We start from the raw sequence: 24,864 nt of genomic DNA, 5'->3' as shown, positions 1-24,864 counted from the left end.
CCCGGGGAAAATCAGCCGATGCCGACACTTCACGAACCCAAGCTTATCGCTGGGAACGCCAATCTTCCGCTTGCCGAAACCATTGCCCGCCGCATGAGCCTGCATCGCGGCGTTGACCAGGGGCTGGTCGATGCGCGGGTCGAACGGTTCAACGACGGCGAGATTTTCGTCGAGGTATTCGAGAACGTGCGCGGCGAAGATATGTTCATCATCCAGCCGACCTCGAACCCGGCCAATGACAACCTGATGGAGTTGCTGATCATTGCCGATGCCCTGCGCCGTTCGTCCGCGGCCCGCATCACTGCTGTGATCCCCTATTTCGGCTATGCCCGACAGGACCGCCGCACTAAAGCGCGCACACCGATAAGTGCCAAGCTGGTGGCTAACATGCTGACTGGCGCAGGGATCGAGCGTATCCTTACGATGGATCTGCACGCCGCCCAGATTCAGGGCTTTTTCGACATGCCGGTGGACAACCTCTATGCCTCACCGATTTTTGCCCTAGATGTGAAGAAGCAATTCAAAGATCAGATGGACGATCTGATGGTGGTCTCGCCGGATGTTGGCGGTGTTGCGCGCGCGCGCGAATTGGCCAAACGTATCAACGCTCCGTTGTCGATCGTTGACAAGCGCCGCGAAAAAGCCGGTGAAATTGCTGAGATGACAGTGATCGGTGACGTCAAAGACAAGATCTGCCTGATCGTGGACGACATCTGCGATACAGCAGGTACACTATGTAAAGCTGCCCAGGTGCTGATAGATAATGGCGCCAAAGAGGTGCATTCCTATATCACGCATGGCGTCATGAGCGGACCTGCAGTTGAACGTGTAACCAATTCGGTCATGAAATCTTTGGTGCTTTCGGACACAATCCAACCAACAGCCGAGATCGAAAAGGCCGCAAATATCCGCATCGTACCTACGGCTCCGATCTTCACGCAGGCAATCCTGAATATCTGGAACGGCACCAGTGTGTCATCCCTGTTCGAGGATAAGACGCTGACTCCGATTTACGAGTCGCTCTATCACATGGACTAATCAGCAAAACTGCTGACCACAACTTCTGCCATTTGAGATCATGACGGCCTGCTACTCGGCGACCGTCATGATTTCATCCAACGGCTTTTTCATCTTTGCTACTTTCGGCACCTTCGCCTCTTCACTCGGATGACCAACCGCAACGATCATGATCGGTTTTTCCTGATCAGGGCGATCCAATAGTTTATTCAGGAATTTCATAGGGTTGGGTGTATGGGTCAGGGAGACCAACCCAGCGTGATGCAATGCCGTTAGCAGGAAGCCCGTCGCAATACCTGTACTCTCGGGCACATAGTAATTCTTGAACCGCACCCCATCATCGAAATGGCCCCATCTTTGAGCGAATATCACAATTAACCACGGCGCATCTTCAAGGTGCGGCTTCTGGTCATTTGTTCCAATCGGTTCCAGCGCTTTCAGCCATTCATCCCCGGCACCGCCATCATAGAACTTACGTTCCTCTTCTTCCGCTTCCTCGCGAATTCGGCGCTTCATCTCGGGATTTGAAATTGCGACGAAGTGCCAAGGCTGATGATTAGCCCCTGATGGAGCGGTTCCTGCGGCGCGAATACACTCTTCGATGACTGCGCGTGACACAGGGCGGTCCGAATAGTCCCGTACGGTATGGCGACGCTTCATCTTGTCATAAAATGCCAGCGCCTCACTCAACATCTCGTCATCCGGCATGTCCATACGATCAGGCAGATTCAAAGCTTTGTATTTAATGTGCTCGCGTGAAAACACCGACAAGGTCCTCCGTATCCATCGCGCGTCGCAGGCGCTTTTTCCGTTATGGTACGGCTGTCAAAAAGGTGCAATCTCCTCTTACGTGCAATACGGACTCAGGAAATATTCCAATCATCCTCGTGCGCTACCTCGCCGATCGCTGTCCAGGATACCCGAATTCTAGCAATTCGCGTATCAGACCAAGTCCTAAACACAGCATTAAATCCCTCGGGGGTAATATCTTCTGCCTGCACCTCAGCTCGCAGCGCAGATGACGTATCCACATCCCAAAGCGCCACACCGATCTGCACAAATGGCACTGATCGAAACGCCTCTTTGAACCGAATGGCGGTTCGGCGTTCGCGCGCGCCTTGCCCGGTCCACATATCTCCACCGTCGGCGAAATCGGAAAACAAAACGGATTCGCCCTGATCAATACCGATGGGATGGGTCAGAAATTTCTTCATCGTGTCGTCTTTTCTTTCAATTCCGGTACCTTACCCTGCACCTTTGACGAAATCACGACAAAAAAACGGCCCCGCAAAGCAGGGCCGTTTCGAATGGGTTGAGATGAACCTTTATAGGCTCATATGCGTTCCAAGGGCTTCCATATCAGCCAGCAACTTTGCTGCATCGTCGACAATGGATTGATCGTCACCCGCTTTCGCGGCCTCATGCGAGGCGCGGGCTTCCGCGATCAGGTCATCCATATGCGACCGGGTCACTTCTGCGACCGGAATGGCTTTTTCTGCCAGAACCGAAAGGCCATCGCCGTTGATCTGGGCAAACCCGCCGGTGACCAAGTATTCGCTGGCGCCTGCGGGTGCCTCGACCTTCAGGATGCCCGGGCGCAGCGTAGTGATTGTGGGGGCATGATCGGGCATCGCCGTCATGTCCCCGTCCGCGCCGGGGATCTGGACCGCCGTCGCCTCAAGCGAAGCGAGGCTCCGCTCGGGGCTGACGAGGTCGAATTGCATCGTGTTTGCCATCAGGGATACTCCTTAGGCGGCTTCTGCGGCCATCTTCTCCGCTTTGGCGATCACTTCTTCGATGCCGCCAACCATCAGGAAGGCCGCTTCGGGCAGGTGATCGTATTCGCCAGCGACAACCGCTTTGAACGACGCGATGGTCACATCCAGAGGAACCTGAACGCCGGGCGAACCGGTGAAGACTTCGGCCACGTCGAACGGCTGCGACAGGAAGCGCTCGATCTTACGGGCACGGGCCACGGTCAGTTTGTCCTCTTCCGACAGTTCGTCCATGCCGAGGATGGCGATGATGTCCTGCAGCGACTTGTAGCGCTGGAGGATCTGCTGAACATCGGTCGCAACTTTGTAGTGCTCTTCACCAACGATGGCCGGATCGAGCAGACGCGAGGTCGAGTCGAGCGGGTCAACCGCCGGGTAGATACCCTTTTCCGAGATCGCACGGTTAAGAACAGTGGTCGCGTCCAAGTGAGCAAATGAGGTTGCCGGCGCAGGGTCGGTAAGGTCGTCCGCAGGCACGTAGATCGCCTGAACCGATGTGATCGAGCCCGACTTGGTCGAGGTGATACGTTCCTGCAGGGCGCCCATGTCGGTAGCCAGTGTCGGCTGGTAACCCACCGCCGAAGGAATACGACCCAGCAGAGCCGACACCTCGGAACCCGCCTGTGTAAAGCGGAAGATGTTGTCGACGAAGAACAGAACGTCGGTACCGGATTGGTCGCGGAACTGCTCGGCCAGAGTCAGACCGGTCAGAGCAACACGTGCACGTGCTCCCGGAGGTTCGTTCATCTGACCGTAAACCAGGGCAACCTGCGATTCTGACAGGTTGTCCGGCTTAATAACGTTCGATTCGATCATCTCGTGATACAGGTCGTTCCCTTCACGGGTCCGTTCGCCAACACCCGCGAACACCGAGAAGCCAGAGTGCACTTTTGCGATGTTGTTGATCAGTTCCATGATCAGAACGGTTTTACCAACGCCGGCACCGCCGAACAGGCCGATCTTACCGCCTTTGGCGTAGGGGGCCAGCAGGTCAACAACCTTGATGCCGGTTACCAGAACTTCCGACTCGGTCGACTGTTCGTCGAATGTCGGCGCGGGCTGGTGGATCGCTCGAGCCTCGGTTGCTTCAACCGGGCCTTTTTCGTCGATCGGCTCACCAACCACGTTCAGGATGCGGCCCAGGGTGGCGTTACCAACCGGAACCGAGATCGGTGCGCCGGTGTCGGTGACGGCTTCGCCACGGACCAGACCTTCGGTCGCGTCCATTGCGATGGTGCGGACGGTGTTTTCACCCAGGTGCTGAGCAACTTCCAACACCAGGCGCTTGCCGTTGTTGGTGGTTTCCAGCGCGTTCAGAATTTCAGGCAGCTGATCTTCGAAGTGCACGTCGACGACGGCCCCGATGATCTGTGTGACTTTGCCTTTTGCATTCGCCATGTTTCGTCTCCGGTATGTCTCTACAGCGCTTCGGCGCCGGAAATAATTTCAATCAGCTCGTTGGTGATCACGGCCTGACGCGAGCGGTTGAACTGGATCGTCAGCTTGTCGATCATTTCACCCGCGTTGCGTGTCGCGTTGTCCATCGCGGACATCCGTGCACCCTGTTCAGACGCTCCGTTTTCGAGCAGAGCCGAGAAGATCGCGGTCGCGACCCCCTTGGGAAGCAGGTCGGCCAGGATGGCCTCTTCGCTGGGCTCGTAATCGAACACGGCACCGCTGTCGTCATCCTCGGTTTCCTCGAACGAGGCGGGGATGACCTGCTGTGCCGTCGGGATCTGGGTCACAACGTTGACGAACTTCGAGTAGAAGATCGTGGCAACGTCGAACTCACCCCCGTCGAAACGTAACAGGACGTCCTTGGCGATGTCTTGCGCGTTGTTGTAGCCAATGCGCTTGACCTCACTCAGGTCGATATGCCCAACGAACAGATCGCCAAAATCACGCTTGAGCGCATCGCGGCCTTTCTTGCCGACGGTCAAAACCTTGACCGTCTTGCCTTTGCCGCGCAGCTCGTCCGCTTTGGCGCGGGCAAGCTTGGCGATGTTTGCGTTGAAGCCGCCACACAGGCCGCGTTCAGCTGTCATCACAACCAGCAGATGGACATCATCGCTGCCCGTACCGCGGAGCAACTTGGGAGCGCTGTCGCTGCCCCCGACCGACGCCGCCAGCCCCGCCATCACGGCATTGAACCGTTCGGCATAAGGGCGCGAGGCTTCGGCAGATTCCTGGGCGCGGCGCAGTTTTGCTGCCGCGACCATCTGCATGGCCTTGGTGATCTTGCGGGTCGATTTGACCGACTCGATCCTGTTTTTAAGGTCCTTCAGACTAGGCATCGGAACCCCCTATCAAGCGAAGGTCGCGGCGTATTCGTCGATCGCTGCCTTGAGTTTGTCTGCTGCGTCACCTTTGATCTTCGGATCTTCGTCGGTGATCCACTTCAGCAGGTCAGCGTGCTTGCCGCGCAGGTGCGCCAGCAGGCCAGCCTCATAGCGGCCAACGTCAGATACGTCGATCTTGTCGAGGTAGCCGTTGGTGCCTGCGAAGATGACGCAGACGATTTCGGCGTTGGTCAGCGGCGAGTACTGCGGCTGTTTCATCAGCTCGGTCAGACGCGCACCACGGTTCAGCAGCTGCTGAGTTGCGGCGTCGAGGTCCGAACCGAACTGCGCAAACGCAGCCATTTCGCGGTACTGAGCCAGTTCCAGCTTAACAGGACCAGCAACCGATTTCATCGCATCGGTTTGAGCCGAGGAGCCCACACGCGAAACCGACAGACCGGTGTTCACAGCAGGACGGATACCTTGGTAGAACAGTTCGGTTTCCAGGAAGATCTGACCGTCGGTGATCGAGATCACGTTGGTCGGAATAAACGCCGAAACGTCACCACCCTGAGTTTCGATAACCGGCAGAGCGGTCAGCGAACCTGCACCGAAGTCTTCGTTCAGCTTCGCCGAACGCTCCAGCAGACGCGAGTGGAGGTAGAAAACGTCGCCAGGATAGGCTTCACGTCCGGGCGGACGACGCAGCAGCAGCGACATCTGACGATACGATACTGCCTGTTTCGACAGGTCATCATAGATGATCAGCGCGTGGCGACCGTTGTCACGGAAGTATTCAGCCATCGCAGTCGCGGCATAAGGCGCCAGGAACTGCATCGGTGCCGGGTCGGACGCGGTCGCGGCCACAACAATCGAGTATTCAATCGCGCCGGACTCTTCCAGTTTCTTCACCAGCTGTGCAACGGTCGAACGCTTCTGACCAACCGCAACGTAAACGCAGTACAGTTTCTTCGACTCGTCGTCGCCTGCTGCGTCGTTATAGACTTTCTGGTTCAGGATGGTGTCCAGAGCCACAGCAGTTTTGCCGGTCTGACGGTCACCAATGATCAGTTCCCGCTGGCCACGGCCGATCGGGATCATCGCGTCGACCGATTTCAGGCCGGTTGCCATCGGCTCGTGCACCGATTTACGCGGGATGATGCCAGGGGCTTTAACGTCTGCAACGCCACGCTTGGAGGCATTGATCGGGCCTTTGCCGTCCAGCGGGTTGCCCAGACCGTCCACAACGCGGCCCAGCAGTTCATCACCGATCGGAACGTCCACGATCGAGTTGGTGCGCTTAACAGTGTCACCTTCTTTGATGTCACGGTCAGAACCGAAGATAACGACACCAACGTTGTCGCTTTCCAGGTTCAGAGCCATGCCCATGATGCCACCGGGGAATTCTACCATCTCACCGGCTTGCACATTGTCCAGGCCGTATACACGGGCAATCCCGTCACCGACGCTCAGCACGCGGCCGATCTCGGCCACTTCGGCTTCCTGACCAAAATTCTTGATCTGGTCCTTCAGGATTGCAGAAATCTCTGCAGCTTGGATTCCCATTTATCCGACCTCTTTCATTGCATTCTGTAGGGAGTTGAGCTTCGAACGGATCGAGCTATCGATCATTTTCGAGCCCACTTTAACGACAAGACCGCCGATGAGGCTTTCATCCACGGTCGCATTGATTGTTACGGTCTTGCCCACACGCTCGGACAGCGTCTTGGACAGTTTATCCATTTGAGTCTTGGTCAGTGCCTTGGCCGATGCGACATCAGCAGTCACTTCGCCGCGCTCATCCGCCAGCATGTCGCGCAGAACCTGTACCAGTTGCGGTACAACAAACAGGCGGCGTTTCTGCGCCATCAGACCCAGCGTATTGCGCAGGATGGCATGCAGGCCCATCTTGTCGGCAACTGCGGTGATTGCGCTTTCCTGTTCGGCGCGCGAAACCAGAGGCGATGCAATCAGGTCGCGCAATTCGGCGCTGTCGCCCAATGCTGCTGCCAGATCGTTGATTCCGGTTTCCAGACCTGCGAGGTCATTATTCTCTTTCGCGATCTCGAAGATCGCGGTGGCATAGCGCTCGGCAATGCCTGTGGAAATCGAAGCTGGTTCGGACACGTCCACCCTTCCGATATTTGAGGCCCCGATTTAGAGTAGCGGCCGCTACCTTGGGGCGTGAGGAAACCCCGTCCATTTAGGGCGGGGATCAAAATCACCGGGGATGTAGCAGAGGTGTTCCAACCAAGCAATACGCTATAGCGGTAACAGATTTATCCACAAATCCATATTTTTCATATACTTAAGCCAAGTGCGACCCTTTGGACCGATTGCGGCAGTTGAAAAATGTTACGAATATGCAGGTTTTTGCGATTCCTGTGACCTTTTTCCCGCATTTTTTCCATTCGAAACGCGCCGGATTGTCACGCAGGCTTCAACAAACCATCCAGCGCTTTGATCGGACGTTTCGCGGCGTCTTTGGTGACGTTTCCACTGGGTGGCCGGATAAGTTTGGTCGCCTCAACCATCAGTACCCCCCCGGCCATGACGGTTGGAATCCGCTGCCCAGTTTTTTCGATCAGGCTACCTGATTTCAGCCAAAACCGACGAAACGAGGGCGGAAGATATAGCGCCGAGCAATGGCTTTCGGGTACAAAGTGATGCGCGCGCAGTTGGTTCTCAAGTTGGGTTGTTGAATAGGGTTGCCCAAAGCCGAACGGCGTCCGGTCTGAACGCGACCAAAGTCCGGCCCGGTTCGGTACGACAAATAGTGCCCGCCCACCGGGTCCCAACACGCGCCAGCATTCTTCCAGCAACTGGCTGGGCCGGTTAGAGTTTTCCAAACCATGCATCACCACCAGTTTATCAACGTGACCAGTTTCGATTGGCCACATCGTCTCTTCGGTCAGAACCGAGACATTGGGCATTCCCGCTGGCCATGGCATTACGCCCTGCGGCCCCGGCATCAAGCCGATCACACGACGTGCATCTTTGAGGTAGGGTCGCAACAAAGGTACAGCAAAACCAAAACCTACAACAGTTTGCCCTTTGGCTTCGGGCCAAAGATCCACCAGTCGCCCACGGATCGCCGCTTGGGCCGCGCGACCTAGGGTGCTGCGATAGTAAAAATTCCTCAGATCCTGCACATCAAGATGCATTGCGGACACCCGGTCAATCGGCTTAGCTGGGCGCAGTCTAGCAATGAAAGGGCAAAAGGCCATGCCTCTTGAGATCGTAACCGTCCCCTGCCTGAGCGATAATTATGCCTTTCTCACCCACGATCCCGTCAGTGGCGAGACCGCATTGGTAGACGCGCCAGAATCCGCTCCGATTCTGGCGGAACTTGAGGCGCGAGGCTGGCAATTAAGCCACGTGTTGCTGACGCACCATCATTGGGACCATGTGGATGGATTGAGTGGCATACTGGAAAAACAACCTGCGCGAGTGATCGGTGCAAAGGCGGATGAACACCGACTGCCAAAACTCGACCAGGCAGTTGTTGAAGGTGACACATTCTATATAGGCAGCGAACCGGTCGAAGTTCTGGATGTCCCGGGTCATACCGTCGGGCACATTGCATTCTACATGCCGCAATCCGGCGCCGTCTTTACGGCGGACAGCCTGATGGCTTTGGGATGCGGTCGGTTGTTCGAGGGCACGCCCGAACAAATGTGGGCCTCTCTGAGCAAGCTGGCGGCCCTGCCAGATGAAACAATCGTGTGCTCGGGCCACGAATATACGCAGTCAAACGCCAAATTCGCCCTGACAATCGATCCTGACAACCCTGCCCTGTTGGATCGCGTAGCCGATATCAACCGCGCCCGCGCTGCCGGAGAACCCACAGTGCCCTCAGTTTTGGGGCAGGAAAAGGCGACAAATCCGTTTCTGCGCGCTGCGGATCCGGTGATTCAGGCCCATCTGGGTATGAAAAATTCTGACCCAGCGTCAGTTTTTGCCGAAATACGTGCCCGAAAAGACCGCTTTTAGTGCCTTTCAAGCCCCTATCACGGCCACGGTCACAACAAATGTGACTGTCAAGTGAAAGAAAACCCTTGAAGCCGGGCCACGATCAACCAAACTCTAATAGTATGAGGACATGGTTGGGATGGGGATCCGGCCTAAGGCCCCCTTCCGGCCCAATACAGAGGAGCACCCGCGTGCCTTCATTCTCGAGCACACTTGAACAAGCCATCCACGCGGCCCTTGCGGCGGCGAATGAACGGCGACATGAATTTGCAACGCTAGAGCATTTGCTGCTGGCGCTGTTGGAAGAACCCGACGCGATACGCGTTATGAAAGCATGCAGCGTTGATCTGGATGAGTTGCGCAGCACGCTGGTTGAATTCATCGACGAGGATCTTTCGAATCTCGTCACCGACATAGATGGGTCCGAGGCCGTGCCAACGGCTGCGTTCCAACGTGTCATCCAGCGTGCAGCGATCCATGTTCAAAGCTCTGGCCGCACCGAAGTGACCGGGGCGAATGTTCTGGTCGCAATTTTCGCCGAACGCGAGAGCAACGCGGCCTATTTCCTGCAAGAACAGGACATGACCCGCTATGACGCGGTGAACTTTATCGCCCACGGTGTCGCGAAGGACCCGGCCTATGGTGAAAACCGGCCGGTGACAGGTGCGGATGAAGCCGAAGAAGAAGCGCAGACCACCTCTGGCGAGGCCGATCAAAAGGAAAGCGCGCTTGGCAAGTATTGCATCGATTTGAACGCGAAATCGCGCGCGGGAGATGTTGATCCGCTGATCGGACGCTCGGACGAGGTTGAACGCTGCATCCAGGTGCTGTGTCGCCGCCGCAAAAACAACCCCCTGTTGGTAGGGGACCCAGGTGTAGGCAAAACTGCCATCGCGGAAGGCTTGGCGCACAAGATCGTGTCTGGAGAAGCTCCCGACGTTCTGTCGGAAACCACTATCTATTCGCTCGACATGGGGGCCTTGCTCGCAGGGACCCGCTATCGTGGTGACTTCGAAGAGCGGCTAAAAGCGGTTGTGACCGAGTTGGAAGAACACCCCGATGCGGTTCTCTTCATCGACGAAATTCACACCGTAATCGGCGCTGGAGCGACTTCGGGTGGAGCCATGGATGCATCTAACCTGCTGAAGCCGGCGCTTCAGGGCGGCAAACTGCGCACAATGGGCTCAACCACTTACAAGGAGTTCCGTCAGCATTTCGAAAAAGACCGTGCGCTTAGCCGTCGGTTCCAGAAGATTGATGTGAACGAGCCTTCGGTCGAAGACAGCGTGAAGATTCTGCGTGGTCTGAAACCGTATTTTGAAGAGCATCACTCGATCAAGTACACGGCGGATGCGATCAAGACGGCTGTCGAACTGTCGGCCCGCTACATCAATGACCGCAAACTGCCTGACAAGGCCATCGACGTGATCGACGAGGCCGGAGCGGCACAGCATCTGCTGGCCGAAAGCAAACGGCGCAAGACCATCGGCGTCAAAGAGATCGAGGCGGTGGTTGCAAAGATTGCGCGTATCCCACCCAAGAACGTTACCAAGGACGACGCGGAGGTTCTGAAAGATCTCGAAACCTCGCTGAAACGCGTGGTGTTTGGTCAGGATGAGGCCATCGAAGCGCTGTCCAGCGCCATCAAACTGGCCCGTGCCGGTTTGCGGGAACCAGAGAAACCCATCGGTAACTATCTGTTTGCCGGTCCGACCGGTGTGGGTAAAACCGAGGTGGCGAAACAACTGGCGGATACGCTGGGTGTGGAACTGCTGCGCTTTGACATGTCGGAATACATGGAGAAGCACGCGGTCAGCCGCCTAATTGGTGCCCCTCCGGGTTATGTCGGGTTTGATCAGGGCGGTCTGTTGACCGATGGCGTCGACCAGCATCCGCATTGTGTGCTGTTGCTTGATGAAATCGAAAAGGCACACCCGGATGTGTTCAATATCCTGCTGCAGGTGATGGATCATGGCGAGTTGACCGATCACAACGGTCGAACGGTGAACTTCCGCAACGTCGTGCTGATCATGACCTCGAATGCAGGGGCTCAGGAACAAGCCAAGGCCGCCATCGGCTTTGCCCGCGACCGTCGCGAAGGCGAGGACACTGCAGCGATCGAACGCATGTTCACGCCGGAATTCCGCAACCGCCTAGACGCTGTGATCTCATTTGCGCCGCTGCCTAAAGAGGTCATCTTGCAAGTCGTCGAAAAGTTCGTCTTGCAGCTTGAAGCTCAATTGCTGGATCGTGGCGTGACCATCGATCTGACCCCCCGTGCTGCCGAATGGCTGGCCGACAAGGGCTATGATGACAAGATGGGCGCACGTCCGCTGGGACGTGTCATTCAGGAGCACATCAAGAAGCCTCTGGCCGAGGAGTTGCTGTTCGGTAAATTGGCCAAAGGTGGCGTGGTCCGTGTTTCGGTCAAAAAAGGCGAATTGAGCCTTGAAATCCTGGGGCCCGATCAGCCACGTATACCCGGTGACAAGCCCCCGCTGCTGACAGCAGACTGACCTTAATCTTGAAACCTGCTTGAACGCCTGCCAACTTCATTTGGCAGGCGTTTTTCATCTGCATAAGTCGGCTGAGAACAGGTGCAGAATTGCGTAGAATCGGTGCATTGATATTTCCCGGGTTTGAATTGCTGGATGTCTTTGGCCCGATGGAGATGTTCGGTCTTCTGGAGGACGATTTCCAATTGGGACTTGTCGCTGAAACCCCAGGGCCAATTCAAAGCAACCAAAAGCTGAAAGCGATCGCCGAACACTCGATCAGCGACGATACTCACTATGATATCCTCTTCGTCCCCGGTGGTGCCGGAACGCGCCGCGAGGTCGGGAATCACCGCCTGCTGGACTGGATCTCGACCAGCGCCGAGAAGGTGGAGTTCACCCTGAGTGTTTGCACCGGCAGCGCTCTTCTTGCCAAAGCTGGTGTTTTGGACAATCGGCGCGCCACCACGAATAAGGCTGCGTATTCGTGGGTCCGCACGCAGGGGCCAAATGTCAACTGGGTGCCTCAGGCGCGATGGGTCGAAGATGGCCCCTTCCTGACGTCATCCGGAGTTTCTGCCGGTATGGACATGACGCTGGGCGCTATCGCCTTGATGCACGGAGAAGACAGAGCCGAGGAAGTTGCCAAGTGGTGCGAGTATTCGTGGCACAAGGACAAGAGCCACGATCCCTTTGCCCGAATTCACGGGTTGGTCTGATACTCGTTTGCTGCTTACCGCTCAGTCAGTTTCAACTCGATCCGACGATTCTGCGCACGGGCCTCGGGGGTGTCCGCTGGGTTAACGGGCTGGAATTCCCCGAACCCATTTGCTGCAAGCCGATCCGGAGGAATACCCAGCGCATCAACCATATAGCGCACCACAGACAAAGCGCGGCCCTGGCTGAGTTCCCAATTGTCGCGATACCGTCCAGTGCTCACAAGCGGTACATTGTCGGTATGCCCATCGACCCGGATGACCCAATTCAATCCATCAGGGATTTCTGCGGCGACACTACGCAGAATATTGGCGACCTTGGCGACCTCTTGGCGGCCTTCGACGGACAACTCTGCCGAGCCTGTGGCAAAAAGAACCTCGGACGAGAATACGAATCTGTCACCCTCGATCCGAACACCTTCCTGATCGCCCAGCACATCCCGCAAACGCCCGAAGAATTCCGAGCGGTAACGTTGCAGATCCTCCGCCTGTGCTGTCAGCTCCTGGTTTTGACCGGCGAGCTCCTCGGCTTCGGCCTCAAGACGGATACGCTCGGCCTCTTCCAGCAACCTTCGGCGGCGCTCTTCCGAGGCCGCACGCGCGAGGGCTGCATTCAAATCCTGCCCCAGCGTCTGAATTTGAATTTCGGCTGCCGCATTTCGATCTTCATAATCATCCAAAAGCGCCTGCAATGATCCGAGCTGGCTGCGCAACGCCGACATCTGCTGATTCAACAGGGCGGTCTGCCGCTGCGCCTCTGCCGATATCTCTTTCTCTGACGCAAGTGTATCTTGTGCCAAAGCCAAGAGCGCGGCACGCTCGTCTGCGAGTGACTTTTGTTCGTCGACCTGCGCCTGAGCTTGCGTTTGTGCCTCTAGCGCAGCCTGAAGCTGAGCTCTTAACTCTTCGGCATTGATTTCGCCAAATTTCTGCTCCAACTCTGCCTGCGCGGCCCGCGCTGCGGCCAGCAAGGTCAGTGTTTCTTCGGCTTCCTTGCGTTGTGCTTCTAATGCGAGTGTCATCGCCGTCAGCTCGGCATCTGCATCCTGCAAACGATTGCGCAAGGTTTCCGCCGCAGCCGCCTCGGCAAGACGCGCGGCTTCTTCTTCGGTCAGTTGTTGCTCAAGCTCAGTGATTTGAAGGGCTTGAGCATCTTTGTTGGTTTCAAGGTCGGCAATCAAGGCCTCAAGCGCTTCGCGCCGTGCAGCGGCCAGACGCGCGGCTTCGGCTTGCGCGTCGATTTCCTGCCGACTTTGGGCAAGCGCCAAATTGAGGGCCTCTTGTTCGGTCAGCAGTTCATCACGCTGAGTTTCCAGCGCCGTAATATCTCCCTGTGCCCGCTCCTGATCAGCAAGCAACGCGGCGACCTGCGCCTCGAAGTCGGTGATGCGCCCTTGTGCTTGCGCCAAATCATCTTCGACCCGATTCAGGGTCGTATTCAGTGTCCCCAATCGAGCTTGAAGGCGGCTGTTTTCCCGCTCTTCCAGCCCCAGCGCCCCAGCCAGTGCTGCGATTTCGTCGGACAGCGCGGTCAGTTCATCCTCTTGGCCTGAAATGGTCTCGCGCAGCACAAACTGTACAACCATGAAGATGGTCAACACAAAGGTCAAAACCATCAGCAAGCCGGTCATTGCGTCCACGAAACCGGGCCAGACCGAGCCCGAGAACCGTTGACCTGTGCGGCGAGACAGCGCCATCCGTTACTCTCCTTCCGGAGAGCTACGCACTGCGCCGCGTGGAAGAGTGAGTGCTTTGACCAGTAGCTCGAAGTCCTTGCGTAGCTCGTTCATGCTGTCCTGACGACCGGCGGAAATCTCTTCGAGAATACGCAGTAGCTGTACATCCATCGATCGCAGGCGCATCCGGCTTTCGGCATCGATCCCCTCACCCGCGCCGTGTTCGCGCATGTGATCCAGCAGCGCATCTTGCCCCAGCGCCACACGTTCCAATGCCGCCGTAACGCCTTCGGTCTGGGCCTGCCGCTGGTTCATTTCCCCGATCACATCAACCAATTGACCCAGTTTGGTTGAGACATTGATCCGGTCAACTTCTTGCGCCGAGAACATATCCTGCAGGGCATCCATCTGCTCGGACATCGCATCAAGAACCGGTGTCAGTACGGCCAGTTCGGCGCCCCCTTCATCACCCGCCGCAAATCCGACGCGGGTAATTGATGACAGCCATTCCTCCAACTCACGGTAAAAGCGGTTCTGGCCATGACCTGCAAATAATTCCAGCAAGCCGACGATCAGTGATCCAGCCAGGCCCAGTAAAGACGAGCCAAAGGCAACACCCATTCCCTGCAGCTGTGATTCCAGTCCCGTCATCAGACGATTGAAGACGGCCAAGCCCTCCTCGCCTTCCTGAGGGTTCAGGCTGCGGATTGTGTCGACGATGGCCGGAACCGTTGTAGCCAGTCCAAAGAAGGTACCCAAAAGACCAAGGTAGATCAGCACGTTGGTGATATAACGCGTGATCTCACGCTCCTCCTCCACCCGTTCGGCGACGGAATCGAGGATTGACCGGGTTGAGCTGGAACTGATCTGAGACCGCGCACCCCGTTCACGTAGAAGCGACGCCAGTGGAGCCAATAATTGCGGCGGGCGCACATCGTCCCGCTCGACCCCGCCGATGAAAGCTTCGATCCAGCGAACCGAGCCGATCAACTGCGTAACTTGCAGAAAACAGGCGGCAACACCGATGACAAAGACGAGCAGGATGAATCCGTTAAGATACAGATTGGCTTGAACGACGGGCAACACATAGGGCAGCGCCATGAACACGCCTAGCCCCGACAGCCCGATTGCAATCAGCATCATCAAGATTTGACGGATCGGTTGTGAGAAATGCGGTCTCACGCCCTGATGTGCCTGCGCCATGCGCGTGGCTCCTGGTATTGTCTGCTCTGGGCTGAACCTAACGAAGTTCGTCCCGCGACGCCAAGAGTTTATGCACTGATTGTCCGCACCCGTTGCGACAACCACTCAAGGTCCGGGTCGTGCAGCCCTATATCGGTCAGATGCGACGCGGTATTATAGAGATACTCGGTATTCGGTCCGCGCCCGCCAACCGCATGGGCGATGATCTGGGCCTGCTCTTCCAATGGCAGGCCACCGCAATACTGAACATGATGCGCGTCGATTACGTAAGTCACTGCGTTCACGATCGTTCCGCAGTCCAGATGCACATCAAGCATTCGTTCAAGATATGCTGACGAGATCAGCTCGCGCTCGCGCAGCTCCGCCAAGGTGCGATCTTCATGTCCTGCTTCGACGGCCAGAGCCAATCCAGTGCAGAGCGCGTCGGGCTGCTCGTCTAGCGCCAGAACCAGACCGGGGTCCTCTTCGGTGCCGCGATGGTGGATCGAACGCATACAAAACGACCGCGCATATCCATGCAAAGTGGCACGTTCACTGCGGGCTACCGGGAAACCCGGATTCCACAGCAGCGATCCATATCCGAATACCCACATCGTCATTGCACTGGTCCTTGCCTGTTTGGCCCTATAAACATCAAATCCGAGGCAGGAAAAAGGGCCATTCATCATGCGTCGTCTGATACGCGTTTTTGTATTTATCGCCCTTGCGTGGAGCGCGTATTGGTTTGTGGCCGGTTACGGGCTGCGCAACGCACTGACCGGTTGGTTTGACAGGCAGCAGGAACTGGGCTGGCAGGCTGACTTCTCGGACGTGACAACAGCCGGATATCCGTTTCAACACATCACGCGCCTAGATAACCCCGCTTTGGCCGATCCAGTTAACGGAACGGCATGGAGCGCGGATTGGATCGAATTCCAAAGCCCAGCAATCTGGCCTGGCCGTCAGATGCTGCGCTTTGCCAGCACACCACAGCGCCTGTCCTATTTCGACCAGACCACAACCGTTCAGGCTGAGGAGCTACAAGCCGAACTGCACCTCCAACCTGGCGTCGCACTGGTACTCGAGAAAATGGCGCTGACTTCTGAACGCTGGTTGCTGACCACCGAAGGTGATCCGCAGGCTGGTGGTCAAACGCTGGGTCTTGTGATGGAACAATCCGGAGCACCCGAAAGCTATGGGATTACGGCAAATGTCGACGGATTTACACCTGGTGATGATCTGAGGCGTCTGATGCGTTCAGCCTCGACCCTACCGCAATCGTTCGAAACACTTGAGCTGGATATGTTTGTCACTTTCGACAAACCTTGGGATCGCTCGGCGCTTGAGCAGCGTCGCCCTCAACCCGTTGAGATCGACCTGCGTTTGGCAGAGGTGAAGTGGGGAGAGTTGCGTCTGTTCGCCACCGGAGAATTGGATGTAGACGAACAAGGCATCCCAACCGGTGAAATCGCGATGAAGGCGGAAAATTGGCGCGATATGATCGCGATGGCAAATGCTGCAGGCGCACTTCCTGATCAGGCAGTTGATCCGGTGACCCGCGCTTTAGGGTTCATGGCCGGTTTGGGCGGCAATCCGAATGCGCTGGATTTACAACTGAATTTCCGCGACGGGTTTGTCGCCTTGGGGCCGCTGCCGCTTGGCCCTGCACCCCGGCTGGTTCTCCGTTAACGGCAATAAGTACCGCTGCGATACCGCGCAGTATCAAGGTGGAAATGATCCCGATGATAGCGATCCGAGTTTGGCCCCAGAACCGTGCCAAACGGTCCACAAGCGCCGCGCCAGACTTTGGTTAGTTGTTTCTTGGACGGATTCTTGCGCCAACCATCCAGGACTGTCACCACCTCACCATCCGCCATCTTGAAACCCGATATGTCGATGGCGCGCCCCTTGCCGTGTTCGGATATTCGCGCCCCTTTGCGGTTGTTCCGCGTTCGACAAGCATAGTGCGCGGCGACCTGCAGTTCGACCACCGGACCACGCCGTTTGAACGTGGGTATAACGGCTTTGTCGACCCATTTGTTCAGTGCCTGCGCTGTGCCGCAATCCATCGTTGATGGGCGGCTTAAATTGACCCCCGAAACCGACGTGATCTGAACCGCGTCCTTGATCCCACAGGCTTTGATCTTGCCATTAACGCGCCCGACCGCCTTGCCCTGTATGTCGATGTCACCGCACACCGAGGTTTTGCGCAGCTTGCGTTTCTTGAAGAGAACTTGCTGTTCCAATTGTTCTGGTCGAACAAATGGCCGGATCGAATTCTCTGGCCCCAACAATGGGAGATCAACCGGTCGGGCCGCCGCGGCCGTTACCTGAGGTGAATCAGGCCTTAGGATGGGGCGGATGTTGGAAGTGACAACGGTTTTAACCACCTCGGAGTTCGCTGGGCGTGTCAGCGGCACAAGAGAGGCTTCAGGCGCAGCGGAATGTGAAGTCGTTGCCGTCAATACGACGAAACTTATCAATAAGCTGCTGCTCAAGCCTCTCATGTCGATGTCTTTCCCCGCCCAAAATCTGGTGCATCCGTGTCCTGCCCAGCATCGATAATGCCTCGGCGGATCGCCCGAGTGCGCGTAAAGTAGTCGAACAATTGCTCTCCGTCACCTGTGCGGATAGCCCGTTGAAGTGCAAAGAGTTCTTCGGTGAAACGCCCTAGAATCTCCAGCGTCGCGTCCTTGTTGGTCAGGAACACATCGCGCCACATGGTCGGATCTGAGGCTGCGATTCGCGTAAAGTCACGGAAACCGGCGGCCGAGTATTTGATGACTTCGGTGTCTGTAACCCGCCGAAGATCATCTGCGACACCCACCATCGTGTAGGCGATCAAGTGTGGAGCATGCGAGGTAACGGCAAGAACCAAATCATGGTGATCAGCGTCCATCTCATCGACATTCGAACCCATGCCTTCCCAGAAAGCGCGCAGTTGTGCGATTGCGCCTATATCCGAACCTTCCACTGGCACCAGCAGACACCAGCGGTTGTCAAACAGCTCGGCGAAACCAGCTTCGGGGCCGGAATGTTCGGTTCCGGCTAGAGGGTGGGCAGGAATGAAATGGACCCCATCGGGGATGTGCTGCGAGACAGCCTTGATTACATGACGCTTAACCGACCCGACATCCGAAACTGTTGCACCCGGCTTCAGAACTGGTGCGATATCTCCTGCCACGGCTCCCATCGCCCCAACAGGAACACAAAGGACCACCAGGTCAGCATCTTCGACTGCCTCTTGCGCGGTATCGCATACCCGGTCGCAAAGCCCGATACGACGCGCAGTCTCACGTGTCGCCTTAGATCGGGCATAACCGGTAACTTCGCCTGCAAGCCCGGCGCGTTTGATCGCCCAGAACATGGAGGAAGCGATTAGGCCCAGCCCAATCAGCGCCACACGGTCGTATATCTGGGTCATGCAGCGCCCCCTTTGAACGCGGTAATGGCTGCAACCACGCGGCGGCAGGCGTTTTCGTCACCTACGGTAATCCGCAGAGCGTTTGGCAGGTTGTAGCCCGCAACCCGCCGAACGATCAAACCCTGAGTTTTCAGGAAATCGTCACAAGCCTCAGCCTCGTTCCGATCAGCAAAGCGGGCGAGTACGAAATTGGTGCAGGAGGCATCTGAAGCCACTCCAACCTTGGCCAGTTCCTCGGACAACCAAATGCGAAGGCGCGCATTCTCTGACTGGCAAAACCGCAGATATTCTTCGTCGCCTACAGCGGCTTCTGCGGCTGCCAGTGCGGTCAAAGACAGATTGAAGGGCTGCCGGACGCGGTTCAGCACGTCGATTATCTCTTTCGCTGCATAGCCCCAGCCAACGCGCATGCCCCCAAGACCGTACACCTTGGAGAATGTTCGGGTCATGATGACGTTGCTAAACCGGTCAACCAACCCTGCCCCGCCATCAAAACCGTCGACAAATTCTGCATAGGCGCCATCCAGCACCATTAGGCAATCGTTGGGCAACCCCTGCGCCAACCGTACCAACTCTGCGTCAGAAACCATTGTTGAAGTCGGGTTCCCTGGATTGGTTACAAAGACAATCCGTGTCCGGCCTGTGACCGCAGCAAGGATGTTATCCACGTCCACTCGGCGATCCCGCTCGGAAACCATGACCGGGGTCGCCCCAGCCATGCGCGCGATGATTGGGTACATGGAAAACCCATGCTCGGTATAAATCACCTCATCGCCCGGCCCGGCATAGGCCTGCGCTACGAATTGCAGCACCTCGTCACTGCCGACGCCGCATAGAATACGGTCCGGGTTCAACCCATGCTTTTCAGCAATCGCGTTGCGCAGGCTGGCGTGATCGGTGCTGGGATAACGATGCAACGAAGCTGCGCTATCGCGCACGGCCTCGATTGCCTTGGGGCTTGGTCCGAAAGGGTTTTCATTGGAACTCAGCTTGATGACTTCAGCCACGCCCTCAACATGTGACTGCCCGCCCTGATACAGTGCGATGTCCATAATGCCGGGTTGTGGGGTGATCTGGTTCATGAGAGGCTCCAATAACGTGGCCCCTCTTACCCTTCTCATCGCATTGAGAAAAGCGGCAATTCCTTCAGACCGCCTCGAAGCAGGTCATCGCCGGTTCAGCAGAATGAAATGCCCGGATATCCTCGGCTCAGCCCTTGCGCTATCACAACGCTCACCGATGGGTGCCTCCTCGGATCCGCCTCTTCATCTGGCTCAAAGTATCTCGGGGGAGTCGCAAAGCGACGGGGGCAGAGCCCCCAAAATCAAAAAAGACCGCGCTTAAAGCGCGGCCCTTAAACTCAGCAGATCGGCGAAGATTAGTTCTTCGCGTAGAATTCGACGACCAGGTTCGGTTCCATCATAACCGGGTAAGGCACATCACTCAGGCCAGGTGCGCGCACAAACGTTGCAGTCATTTTCGAGTGATCCGCATCGATGTAGTCTGGGACATCACGCTCTGCCAGAGCAGCCGCTTCCAGAACAACGGCCAATTGCTTGGACTTGTCGCGCACTTCGATCACGTCACCTTCCTTAACACGGTAGCTGGGGATGTTGACCCGCTTGCCGTTCACTTTGACGTGGCCGTGGTTCACGAATTGACGCGCGGCAAACACGGTTGCAACAAACTTGGCACGGTAGACAACAGCGTCCAGACGACGTTCCAGCAGACCGATCAGGTTTTCACCGGTGTCACCGTTCACACGAACAGCTTCGGCGTAGATGCGGCGGAACTGCTTCTCGGTCAGGTCGCCATAATAGCCTTTCAGCTTCTGCTTGGCACGCAGCTGCAGACCAAAGTCCGACAGTTTGCCCTTGCGGCGCTGGCCGTGCTGGCCGGGGCCGTATTCACGACGGTTGACCGGGGATTTCGGACGACCCCAGATGTTTTCGCCCATCCGGCGGTCGATTTTGTACTTGGCAGACGTGCGTTTGGTCACGGCTGATCTCCTTCGTTTGGTCGAGGCCACATTGGCCACTATGAAGGGCGTTGTCCTCTTGAGGTTTCCCCCATGACAGGCATCCCCTTGCGGGGGCCACCAACACCAATGAAGCCGCGCTTATATCTGCAGTTTTACCAGAGTCAACATGCCGAACCGAACAGTCGGGCCGTTTTCGTTATCATTCATACAATTTTCAGCGGTGCGGCCTGCTATTCAGCGGCAATACCCACGATTTTTGGCATATCTACGGGTATTGCGATCACCCCAGCCGCAGAACCGGGGAAGGCAATCACCTTACTGTCATCGATAAATCCAATATCGGCGGGCTCCACATTCTCAGCCGCCTCACTGACCCAAAACTCTTGATCCGCTTCGGGGCATCCGTCCTTGAAAATCAACATCAGAGAAGAACCACCGACAATTTGCACAAGCTCGGCAGTGAATTTCTGCGCTCCATTTGTCAGCTCGACGAGCGAGCCCTGAGCTACAGCAAGCGGGTCAAAAGCAACATCCGCTCGTGACGCCAGCGCTGATACAACATTTGAGTATGCATCGTTCTGAACATAAACATCAGCATCTGCCGACAATTCGATCCTGCGGCCCCGCCAAGACCAAGCTGCACCGACAACCATATGGGCAAGAGGCGCCGCCTCAAGCCCGTCAATCTCTGTCTGCGACCAAGATATCGCTACCTGACCGTTAAACCCGGTTCCCATATACCCGCCCGTACATTTACTCGCCTAACTTTTTATGTTGCATGTGTATCAGTGAAAAAATGGGCGGAAAAGAGACCGAAATGCAGCATTCACAAAAATGTTGCCAAAGAACAAAGTCACTTTGAGACTTAACCCGTTTCGCCGCCAGGCTACATGAATGCAGCCCTGCAAATATCAAATAACTCGAGTGCCGCAGTCGGCCGATCTTGTGATAGAAATTCCCGATGAGTGCGATGAAGTAATTGGCAAGAGTATCCGATCTTAAGACCTCTGCGAAAGCACTATCAATGAATTGTCATTGCTGTGAAATCGCCCATAGTGCGTAGAAGTAGCGTAGACGAGATCCAATTTCGGAAAGCAAGCGCGACAGGTCTTACTGGAACATTCCTTTGACGAAAGCATGCATTTTGCCCAGCGACGACCAGCTGAGGTACATCGTTGGCTATAAGGTCAAAGGTTTTCACCGGCATACACGCACAGGTTGGTTTAAACGTTCAATTTGATACCATATTTTTCAGAAAGAACTCTTGGCTTCACGAATAATCCATCTCAAGGGAACTTCTGTTGATGATCAGTCGCATTTTAGTCGTCGGAGCACTAACCGTTGCTGCCGCAGGACGTGCCAGAAATGAAGAGGCCCTTGGGCTAACCCGGGTTCAATGGCACAATCGAACTGAATGTCAGGGATTCTGAATCCGATTGGGCTCGGGTCGCGCCAAAGGCTTCCGCGGAAGGTGCCCCGAATATCCTCTTTGTGCTATACGATGATACCGAACTGAGTGCCTGGTCCACTTATTGCCCGTCCAAAGATCTGGCTGTTCAGGCAATCCGGATGTTGCGGGATCAGAACTCAACCAACCTGTGCATGGCAGCAGCCTTGAGAATCCGATGGGCTGGCAATGAGCCCTATCCACGAAACGATCCAGTGGAGTGGGAAAGCTACCCAGAAACCCTGCAGTGGATAGTTTCACTTCCTATCAAGCGGTACTCTCAAGGCCGGACGGCAGGTACCTCACCGCGCGCGACGCCGCGCTGAAGGTCCGCGAGATCCAGATGACCCGTGCCGAGGAACGCCGCATTCTCGAACGCGGGGGTCTGAACCCTGTCGCGGGCGTCGAGATTGCCGCCCAGCCCGTCTCCTCCCTGTGGAGACGATTGTTGATGAGAAGCGCTCCGACCTGAACGGGGTACCGACTACTCCATGCCGCAGTCACAAATCTCAGCGGCATTAACCCCCTTTAACATCCGATCGGGCCGGAAACGCTTCAGTTCACCTGACGTTCCAGAACGGTGCTGTAGGTCGTTCCGTTTCGCAGGCTACGGAAATCGGCAAAGATCTTGCCGTCCTCGTACCGCGCATCGATCAACGCATTCGCGCCGATCACCAGCGGTGAGGTTTCAATGATGCCGATCGAACCCGAGCCATCGAGGCTGATGGTTCCGGTGGCCTCATATTCATTCCATTCGGTATCGCCATCCCGACGCCACTTGCTGAGCCCCCAGAAGACATTGTCTTCCTGCATCTGGACGTCGAGCATCCATTCGGCCTGATTGAAGCGGGGCTGATCACCCTTGTAATAGTGGCTGGGCTGCACGGTCGTATAACTTCCCAACCACGTGCCGCGCAGGTCCGGCGTGGTGTCGGCCAGTGCAGCGGTTCCGAGGGCGAGGCTGGTGGCCAGAGCGGCTGCTCCGGCAGTCATGTATCTGGTCATGGGGATCTCCTCCTAAAAGCGACCCTTTGGAGTTCAAATGCGAACATCCTTGCTGTGGCCTACAGATTGGGCGGAGGTGTGCCGGTTACAACTTACCTAAGGGAAACTTCATAAAGCGGTAATGTTTGCGTCAGGCCCAGGCCAGCGCGGTGCCGAGGATGACAAGGCCGATACCTGCCGCCTCGCGATACGAGAAGTTCTCGCCAAACAAAAAGAACGAGGCGATGGCGATCAGAACAACCTCGGCCCCAAGAATGCCGGTATAGATGATGCCCAGCCGTTCCTCGCGCAGCGCAGCGAGTTCCAGTGTGGCCCCGGCCAGCAGGGTCGCGACGATCAGCAGGCCAAGGCCCACGCCGGGGATTTTCCACCAGAACTTCATCGCGATCATCGCCACGGAATAGAGACCCGCCGACCCGAGGGCGATGATGGGGATCATGGATGTGGACATTTGGGCCTCCAACCGAGGGTTCTGGTGGGTCAATAGTAGCAGGTGGGGGGTGTCAGGGCTGTGAGGTGGGTCACAGTGTGGGTGATGGGTTGAAAACCCTAGCTACGATGCGTGGGATCAAACCCACCCGACAATACGCCCGGTTTGGAATCATAACTTTTCGACTGAAGTGCTCAGAAGAATCCTTAAGAAATGTTCATGCTGGCTTAATGCGAAGCATGTTAGGCGAAACTTACGTAACCCTTTGTTACTGATCAAACTTGCCGTGCACAACGCTTGTCTCTGACACAGACAGTTCTTGCAATCGGTGAACAGACGGAGGTCTCTTATGCAGTTTACGAAAGCGAGCCATTCCTATTCTGGCACACATTCAAAGCCAGTTCTAATCAGTCACATTCGCGCGACAGCAATCGCGGCATCCTGCTTTGCCGCCAGCGCATCATGGGCGCAATCCGACGGGTTGCAAGGGGCCGCTTTGGACCATCTGCAAAGAAATCTGGAAAACGTAGAAGGTCTGGTCTGGACCGGGCATATCAATCCGGACACAGACTCGGTTGGTGCCAGTTTACTTGCAGCCCATATTTATGGAGGGCAACCGGGAGTTCCCGGCCCAATTAACCCTGAATCCCAGTTCGCAATCGAACAGTGCGGTGCAATTGAACCGGTTGCTATCGATGATTTCTCGGGCATGAGCGTGGGGCTGGTGGACTTCAATCAAAGCACGCAGCTTCCGTCCAGCGTTGACCCTGAAAACATCGTCGCTCTAATCGACCACCACGCGCTTGGTGGATCGCCTGTCAACTTGTCAGAGGCCATCAGCATCGAGATACGACCTTGGGGATCAACAGCAACAATACTAGCCGATCAGGCGCAGATGCTTGGCGTTGAATTTCCCACCTCTCTATCCTGCATTGGGCTGGCCTCGATCCTTTCCGACACCGTCAACCTGACATTGCCAACCACCACGGATTATGATCGCCATTATGTGCAGGAACTGGCACGGCAGGCTGGGATTGATGATGTCGATGCCTTTGCTGAAGATATGCTGCTGGCGAAATCCGACCTGAGCGCGCTGTCGGCTAAAGATATCGTTCTGCTGGATTACAAGGATTTCGTGTATGGCGGTAAGAATGTCGGCATCGGGGTTGCTGAGACTTTAACAGCGCAGCAGTTGATCGACCGTCGGCAAGAACTGAAAACCGCAATCGAAATGCAAAAGAATGCAAGCGGTCTGGACCACCTGGTCTTTGCAATTGTCGATACACGCGACCAGAAATCCTACATGCTTTGGGGAGATGCCACCGACAAGGACCTTGTTCTTGCCGCGTTCGGCGGGGAGATCGCGAATGACATGCTAGAAGCAGAGGACGTAGTTTCCCGCAAACGCCAGATTGGGCCGGCGATACAACGCGTAGTAGAGAATTAATCAGGTCGCGAGTGACAT

General features: G+C 56.3%; 24 protein-coding genes. 6 read left to right on the top strand and 18 right to left on the bottom strand.

What is annotated here, in order from left to right; genetic code table 11:
- Window positions 1–18: 18 nt before the first annotated feature.
- Window positions 19–1,038 carry a ribose-phosphate pyrophosphokinase gene (locus ACR0KN_RS09550; RefSeq protein ID WP_010441767.1) on the top strand — a complete coding sequence of 340 codons (1,020 nt, stop codon included), beginning with the start codon at window positions 19–21 and terminating at the stop codon, window positions 1,036–1,038.
- Window positions 1,039–1,089: 51 nt separating this feature from the next.
- Here ACR0KN_RS09550 and ACR0KN_RS09545 read toward each other — a convergent pair whose 3' ends face one another.
- From ACR0KN_RS09545 to ACR0KN_RS09510, 8 genes are all read right to left on the bottom strand, one after another.
- Window positions 1,090–1,782 (bottom strand): nitroreductase family protein, encoded by a 693-nt coding sequence (locus tag ACR0KN_RS09545; RefSeq protein ID WP_480653085.1) that lies wholly within the window; start codon window positions 1,780–1,782, stop codon window positions 1,090–1,092.
- Window positions 1,783–1,880: 98 nt separating this feature from the next.
- Window positions 1,881–2,231, bottom strand: coding sequence for an H-type lectin domain-containing protein (locus tag ACR0KN_RS09540; protein WP_010441765.1), 351 nt, complete (start codon window positions 2,229–2,231; stop codon window positions 1,881–1,883).
- A gap of 111 nt (window positions 2,232–2,342) precedes the next feature.
- Window positions 2,343–2,753: a F0F1 ATP synthase subunit epsilon gene (locus tag ACR0KN_RS09535; protein ID WP_010441764.1), complete on the bottom strand. Its 411-nt coding sequence runs from the start codon at window positions 2,751–2,753 to the stop codon at window positions 2,343–2,345.
- A gap of 12 nt (window positions 2,754–2,765) precedes the next feature.
- A complete protein-coding gene (gene atpD / locus ACR0KN_RS09530; protein ID WP_039537698.1) occupies window positions 2,766–4,190 on the bottom strand; it encodes a F0F1 ATP synthase subunit beta in 1,425 nt (474 codons plus the stop codon).
- A gap of 20 nt (window positions 4,191–4,210) precedes the next feature.
- On the bottom strand, window positions 4,211–5,086 hold the full coding sequence (locus ACR0KN_RS09525; protein ID WP_480653082.1) for a F0F1 ATP synthase subunit gamma: 876 nt from the start codon (window positions 5,084–5,086) through the stop codon (window positions 4,211–4,213).
- Between the two features lie 12 nt (window positions 5,087–5,098).
- The gene (gene atpA / locus ACR0KN_RS09520; protein ID WP_010441761.1) at window positions 5,099–6,637 is read right to left on the bottom strand and encodes a F0F1 ATP synthase subunit alpha; all 1,539 of its coding nucleotides are present in this window, start codon (window positions 6,635–6,637) and stop codon (window positions 5,099–5,101) included.
- Entirely contained in the window at window positions 6,638–7,198 is a 561-nt protein-coding gene (locus ACR0KN_RS09515; protein WP_170392445.1) for a F0F1 ATP synthase subunit delta, read from the bottom strand.
- Window positions 7,199–7,500: 302 nt separating this feature from the next.
- Window positions 7,501–8,235 (bottom strand): class I SAM-dependent methyltransferase, encoded by a 735-nt coding sequence (locus ACR0KN_RS09510; protein ID WP_010441759.1) that lies wholly within the window; start codon window positions 8,233–8,235, stop codon window positions 7,501–7,503.
- Between the two features lie 61 nt (window positions 8,236–8,296).
- Between ACR0KN_RS09510 and gloB the strand changes: the two genes are divergently transcribed.
- From gloB to ACR0KN_RS09495, 3 genes are all read left to right on the top strand, one after another.
- Window positions 8,297–9,064, top strand: a complete 768-nt coding sequence (gloB, locus tag ACR0KN_RS09505) for a hydroxyacylglutathione hydrolase (protein ID WP_480653079.1) — start codon at window positions 8,297–8,299, stop codon at window positions 9,062–9,064.
- Between the two features lie 170 nt (window positions 9,065–9,234).
- Entirely contained in the window at window positions 9,235–11,559 is a 2,325-nt protein-coding gene (gene clpA, locus ACR0KN_RS09500; protein WP_170541386.1) for an ATP-dependent Clp protease ATP-binding subunit ClpA, read from the top strand.
- A gap of 89 nt (window positions 11,560–11,648) precedes the next feature.
- Entirely contained in the window at window positions 11,649–12,257 is a 609-nt protein-coding gene (locus ACR0KN_RS09495) for a DJ-1/PfpI family protein (protein ID WP_480653077.1), read from the top strand.
- A 14-nt stretch (window positions 12,258–12,271) separates the two neighbouring features.
- Here ACR0KN_RS09495 and ACR0KN_RS09490 read toward each other — a convergent pair whose 3' ends face one another.
- The 3 genes from ACR0KN_RS09490 to ACR0KN_RS09480 all read right to left on the bottom strand — a co-directional run bounded on the left by ACR0KN_RS09490 (window position 12,272) and on the right by ACR0KN_RS09480 (window position 15,732).
- Window positions 12,272–13,951 (bottom strand): peptidoglycan -binding protein, encoded by a 1,680-nt coding sequence (locus ACR0KN_RS09490; RefSeq protein ID WP_170473030.1) that lies wholly within the window; start codon window positions 13,949–13,951, stop codon window positions 12,272–12,274.
- 3 nt (window positions 13,952–13,954) lie between these two features.
- Window positions 13,955–15,133, bottom strand: a complete 1,179-nt coding sequence (locus ACR0KN_RS09485; protein ID WP_170473032.1) for a biopolymer transporter ExbB — start codon at window positions 15,131–15,133, stop codon at window positions 13,955–13,957.
- Window positions 15,134–15,201: 68 nt separating this feature from the next.
- On the bottom strand, window positions 15,202–15,732 hold the full coding sequence (locus tag ACR0KN_RS09480) for a gamma-glutamylcyclotransferase (RefSeq protein ID WP_480653075.1): 531 nt from the start codon (window positions 15,730–15,732) through the stop codon (window positions 15,202–15,204).
- 67 nt (window positions 15,733–15,799) lie between these two features.
- Between ACR0KN_RS09480 and ACR0KN_RS09475 the strand changes: the two genes are divergently transcribed.
- Window positions 15,800–16,801, top strand: coding sequence for a DUF2125 domain-containing protein (locus tag ACR0KN_RS09475; protein ID WP_480653073.1), 1,002 nt, complete (start codon window positions 15,800–15,802; stop codon window positions 16,799–16,801).
- On the opposite strand, the gene ACR0KN_RS09470 is transcribed toward ACR0KN_RS09475, so the two are convergent.
- The 7 genes from ACR0KN_RS09470 to ACR0KN_RS09440 form a co-directional block, all read right to left on the bottom strand.
- Window positions 16,798–17,619, bottom strand: a complete 822-nt coding sequence (locus ACR0KN_RS09470; protein ID WP_480653071.1) for an extensin-like domain-containing protein — start codon at window positions 17,617–17,619, stop codon at window positions 16,798–16,800. The genes ACR0KN_RS09475 and ACR0KN_RS09470 overlap by 4 nt on opposite strands.
- On the bottom strand, window positions 17,616–18,536 hold the full coding sequence (locus tag ACR0KN_RS09465) for a prephenate/arogenate dehydrogenase family protein (protein ID WP_480653069.1): 921 nt from the start codon (window positions 18,534–18,536) through the stop codon (window positions 17,616–17,618). The genes ACR0KN_RS09470 and ACR0KN_RS09465 overlap by 4 nt, the downstream gene beginning before the upstream one ends.
- Complete coding sequence (gene hisC, locus ACR0KN_RS09460; protein WP_480653067.1) at window positions 18,533–19,618, bottom strand: histidinol-phosphate transaminase; 1,086 nt, start codon at window positions 19,616–19,618, stop codon at window positions 18,533–18,535. Before hisC ends, ACR0KN_RS09465 begins: the two co-directional genes overlap by 4 nt.
- Window positions 19,619–19,914: 296 nt before the next feature.
- The gene (gene rpsD / locus ACR0KN_RS09455) at window positions 19,915–20,535 is read right to left on the bottom strand and encodes a 30S ribosomal protein S4 (RefSeq protein ID WP_010441748.1); all 621 of its coding nucleotides are present in this window, start codon (window positions 20,533–20,535) and stop codon (window positions 19,915–19,917) included.
- Between the two features lie 212 nt (window positions 20,536–20,747).
- A complete protein-coding gene (locus ACR0KN_RS09450; protein WP_480653064.1) occupies window positions 20,748–21,254 on the bottom strand; it encodes a hypothetical protein in 507 nt (168 codons plus the stop codon).
- Window positions 21,255–22,519: 1,265 nt separating this feature from the next.
- Complete coding sequence (locus tag ACR0KN_RS09445) at window positions 22,520–22,969, bottom strand: hypothetical protein (protein WP_480653062.1); 450 nt, start codon at window positions 22,967–22,969, stop codon at window positions 22,520–22,522.
- A 130-nt stretch (window positions 22,970–23,099) separates the two neighbouring features.
- On the bottom strand, window positions 23,100–23,420 hold the full coding sequence (locus tag ACR0KN_RS09440) for a hypothetical protein (RefSeq protein ID WP_480653060.1): 321 nt from the start codon (window positions 23,418–23,420) through the stop codon (window positions 23,100–23,102).
- Window positions 23,421–23,748: 328 nt separating this feature from the next.
- Here ACR0KN_RS09440 and ACR0KN_RS09435 point away from each other — a divergent pair, with 328 nt between their 5' ends.
- Window positions 23,749–24,846, top strand: coding sequence for a DHHA2 domain-containing protein (locus ACR0KN_RS09435; RefSeq protein ID WP_480653058.1), 1,098 nt, complete (start codon window positions 23,749–23,751; stop codon window positions 24,844–24,846).
- Window positions 24,847–24,864: the final 18 nt, after the last annotated feature.

The sequence above is a fragment of the Ruegeria sp. AP7 genome (assembly GCF_056539905.1).
This window is presented reverse-complemented; position numbering and strand designations above follow the sequence as displayed.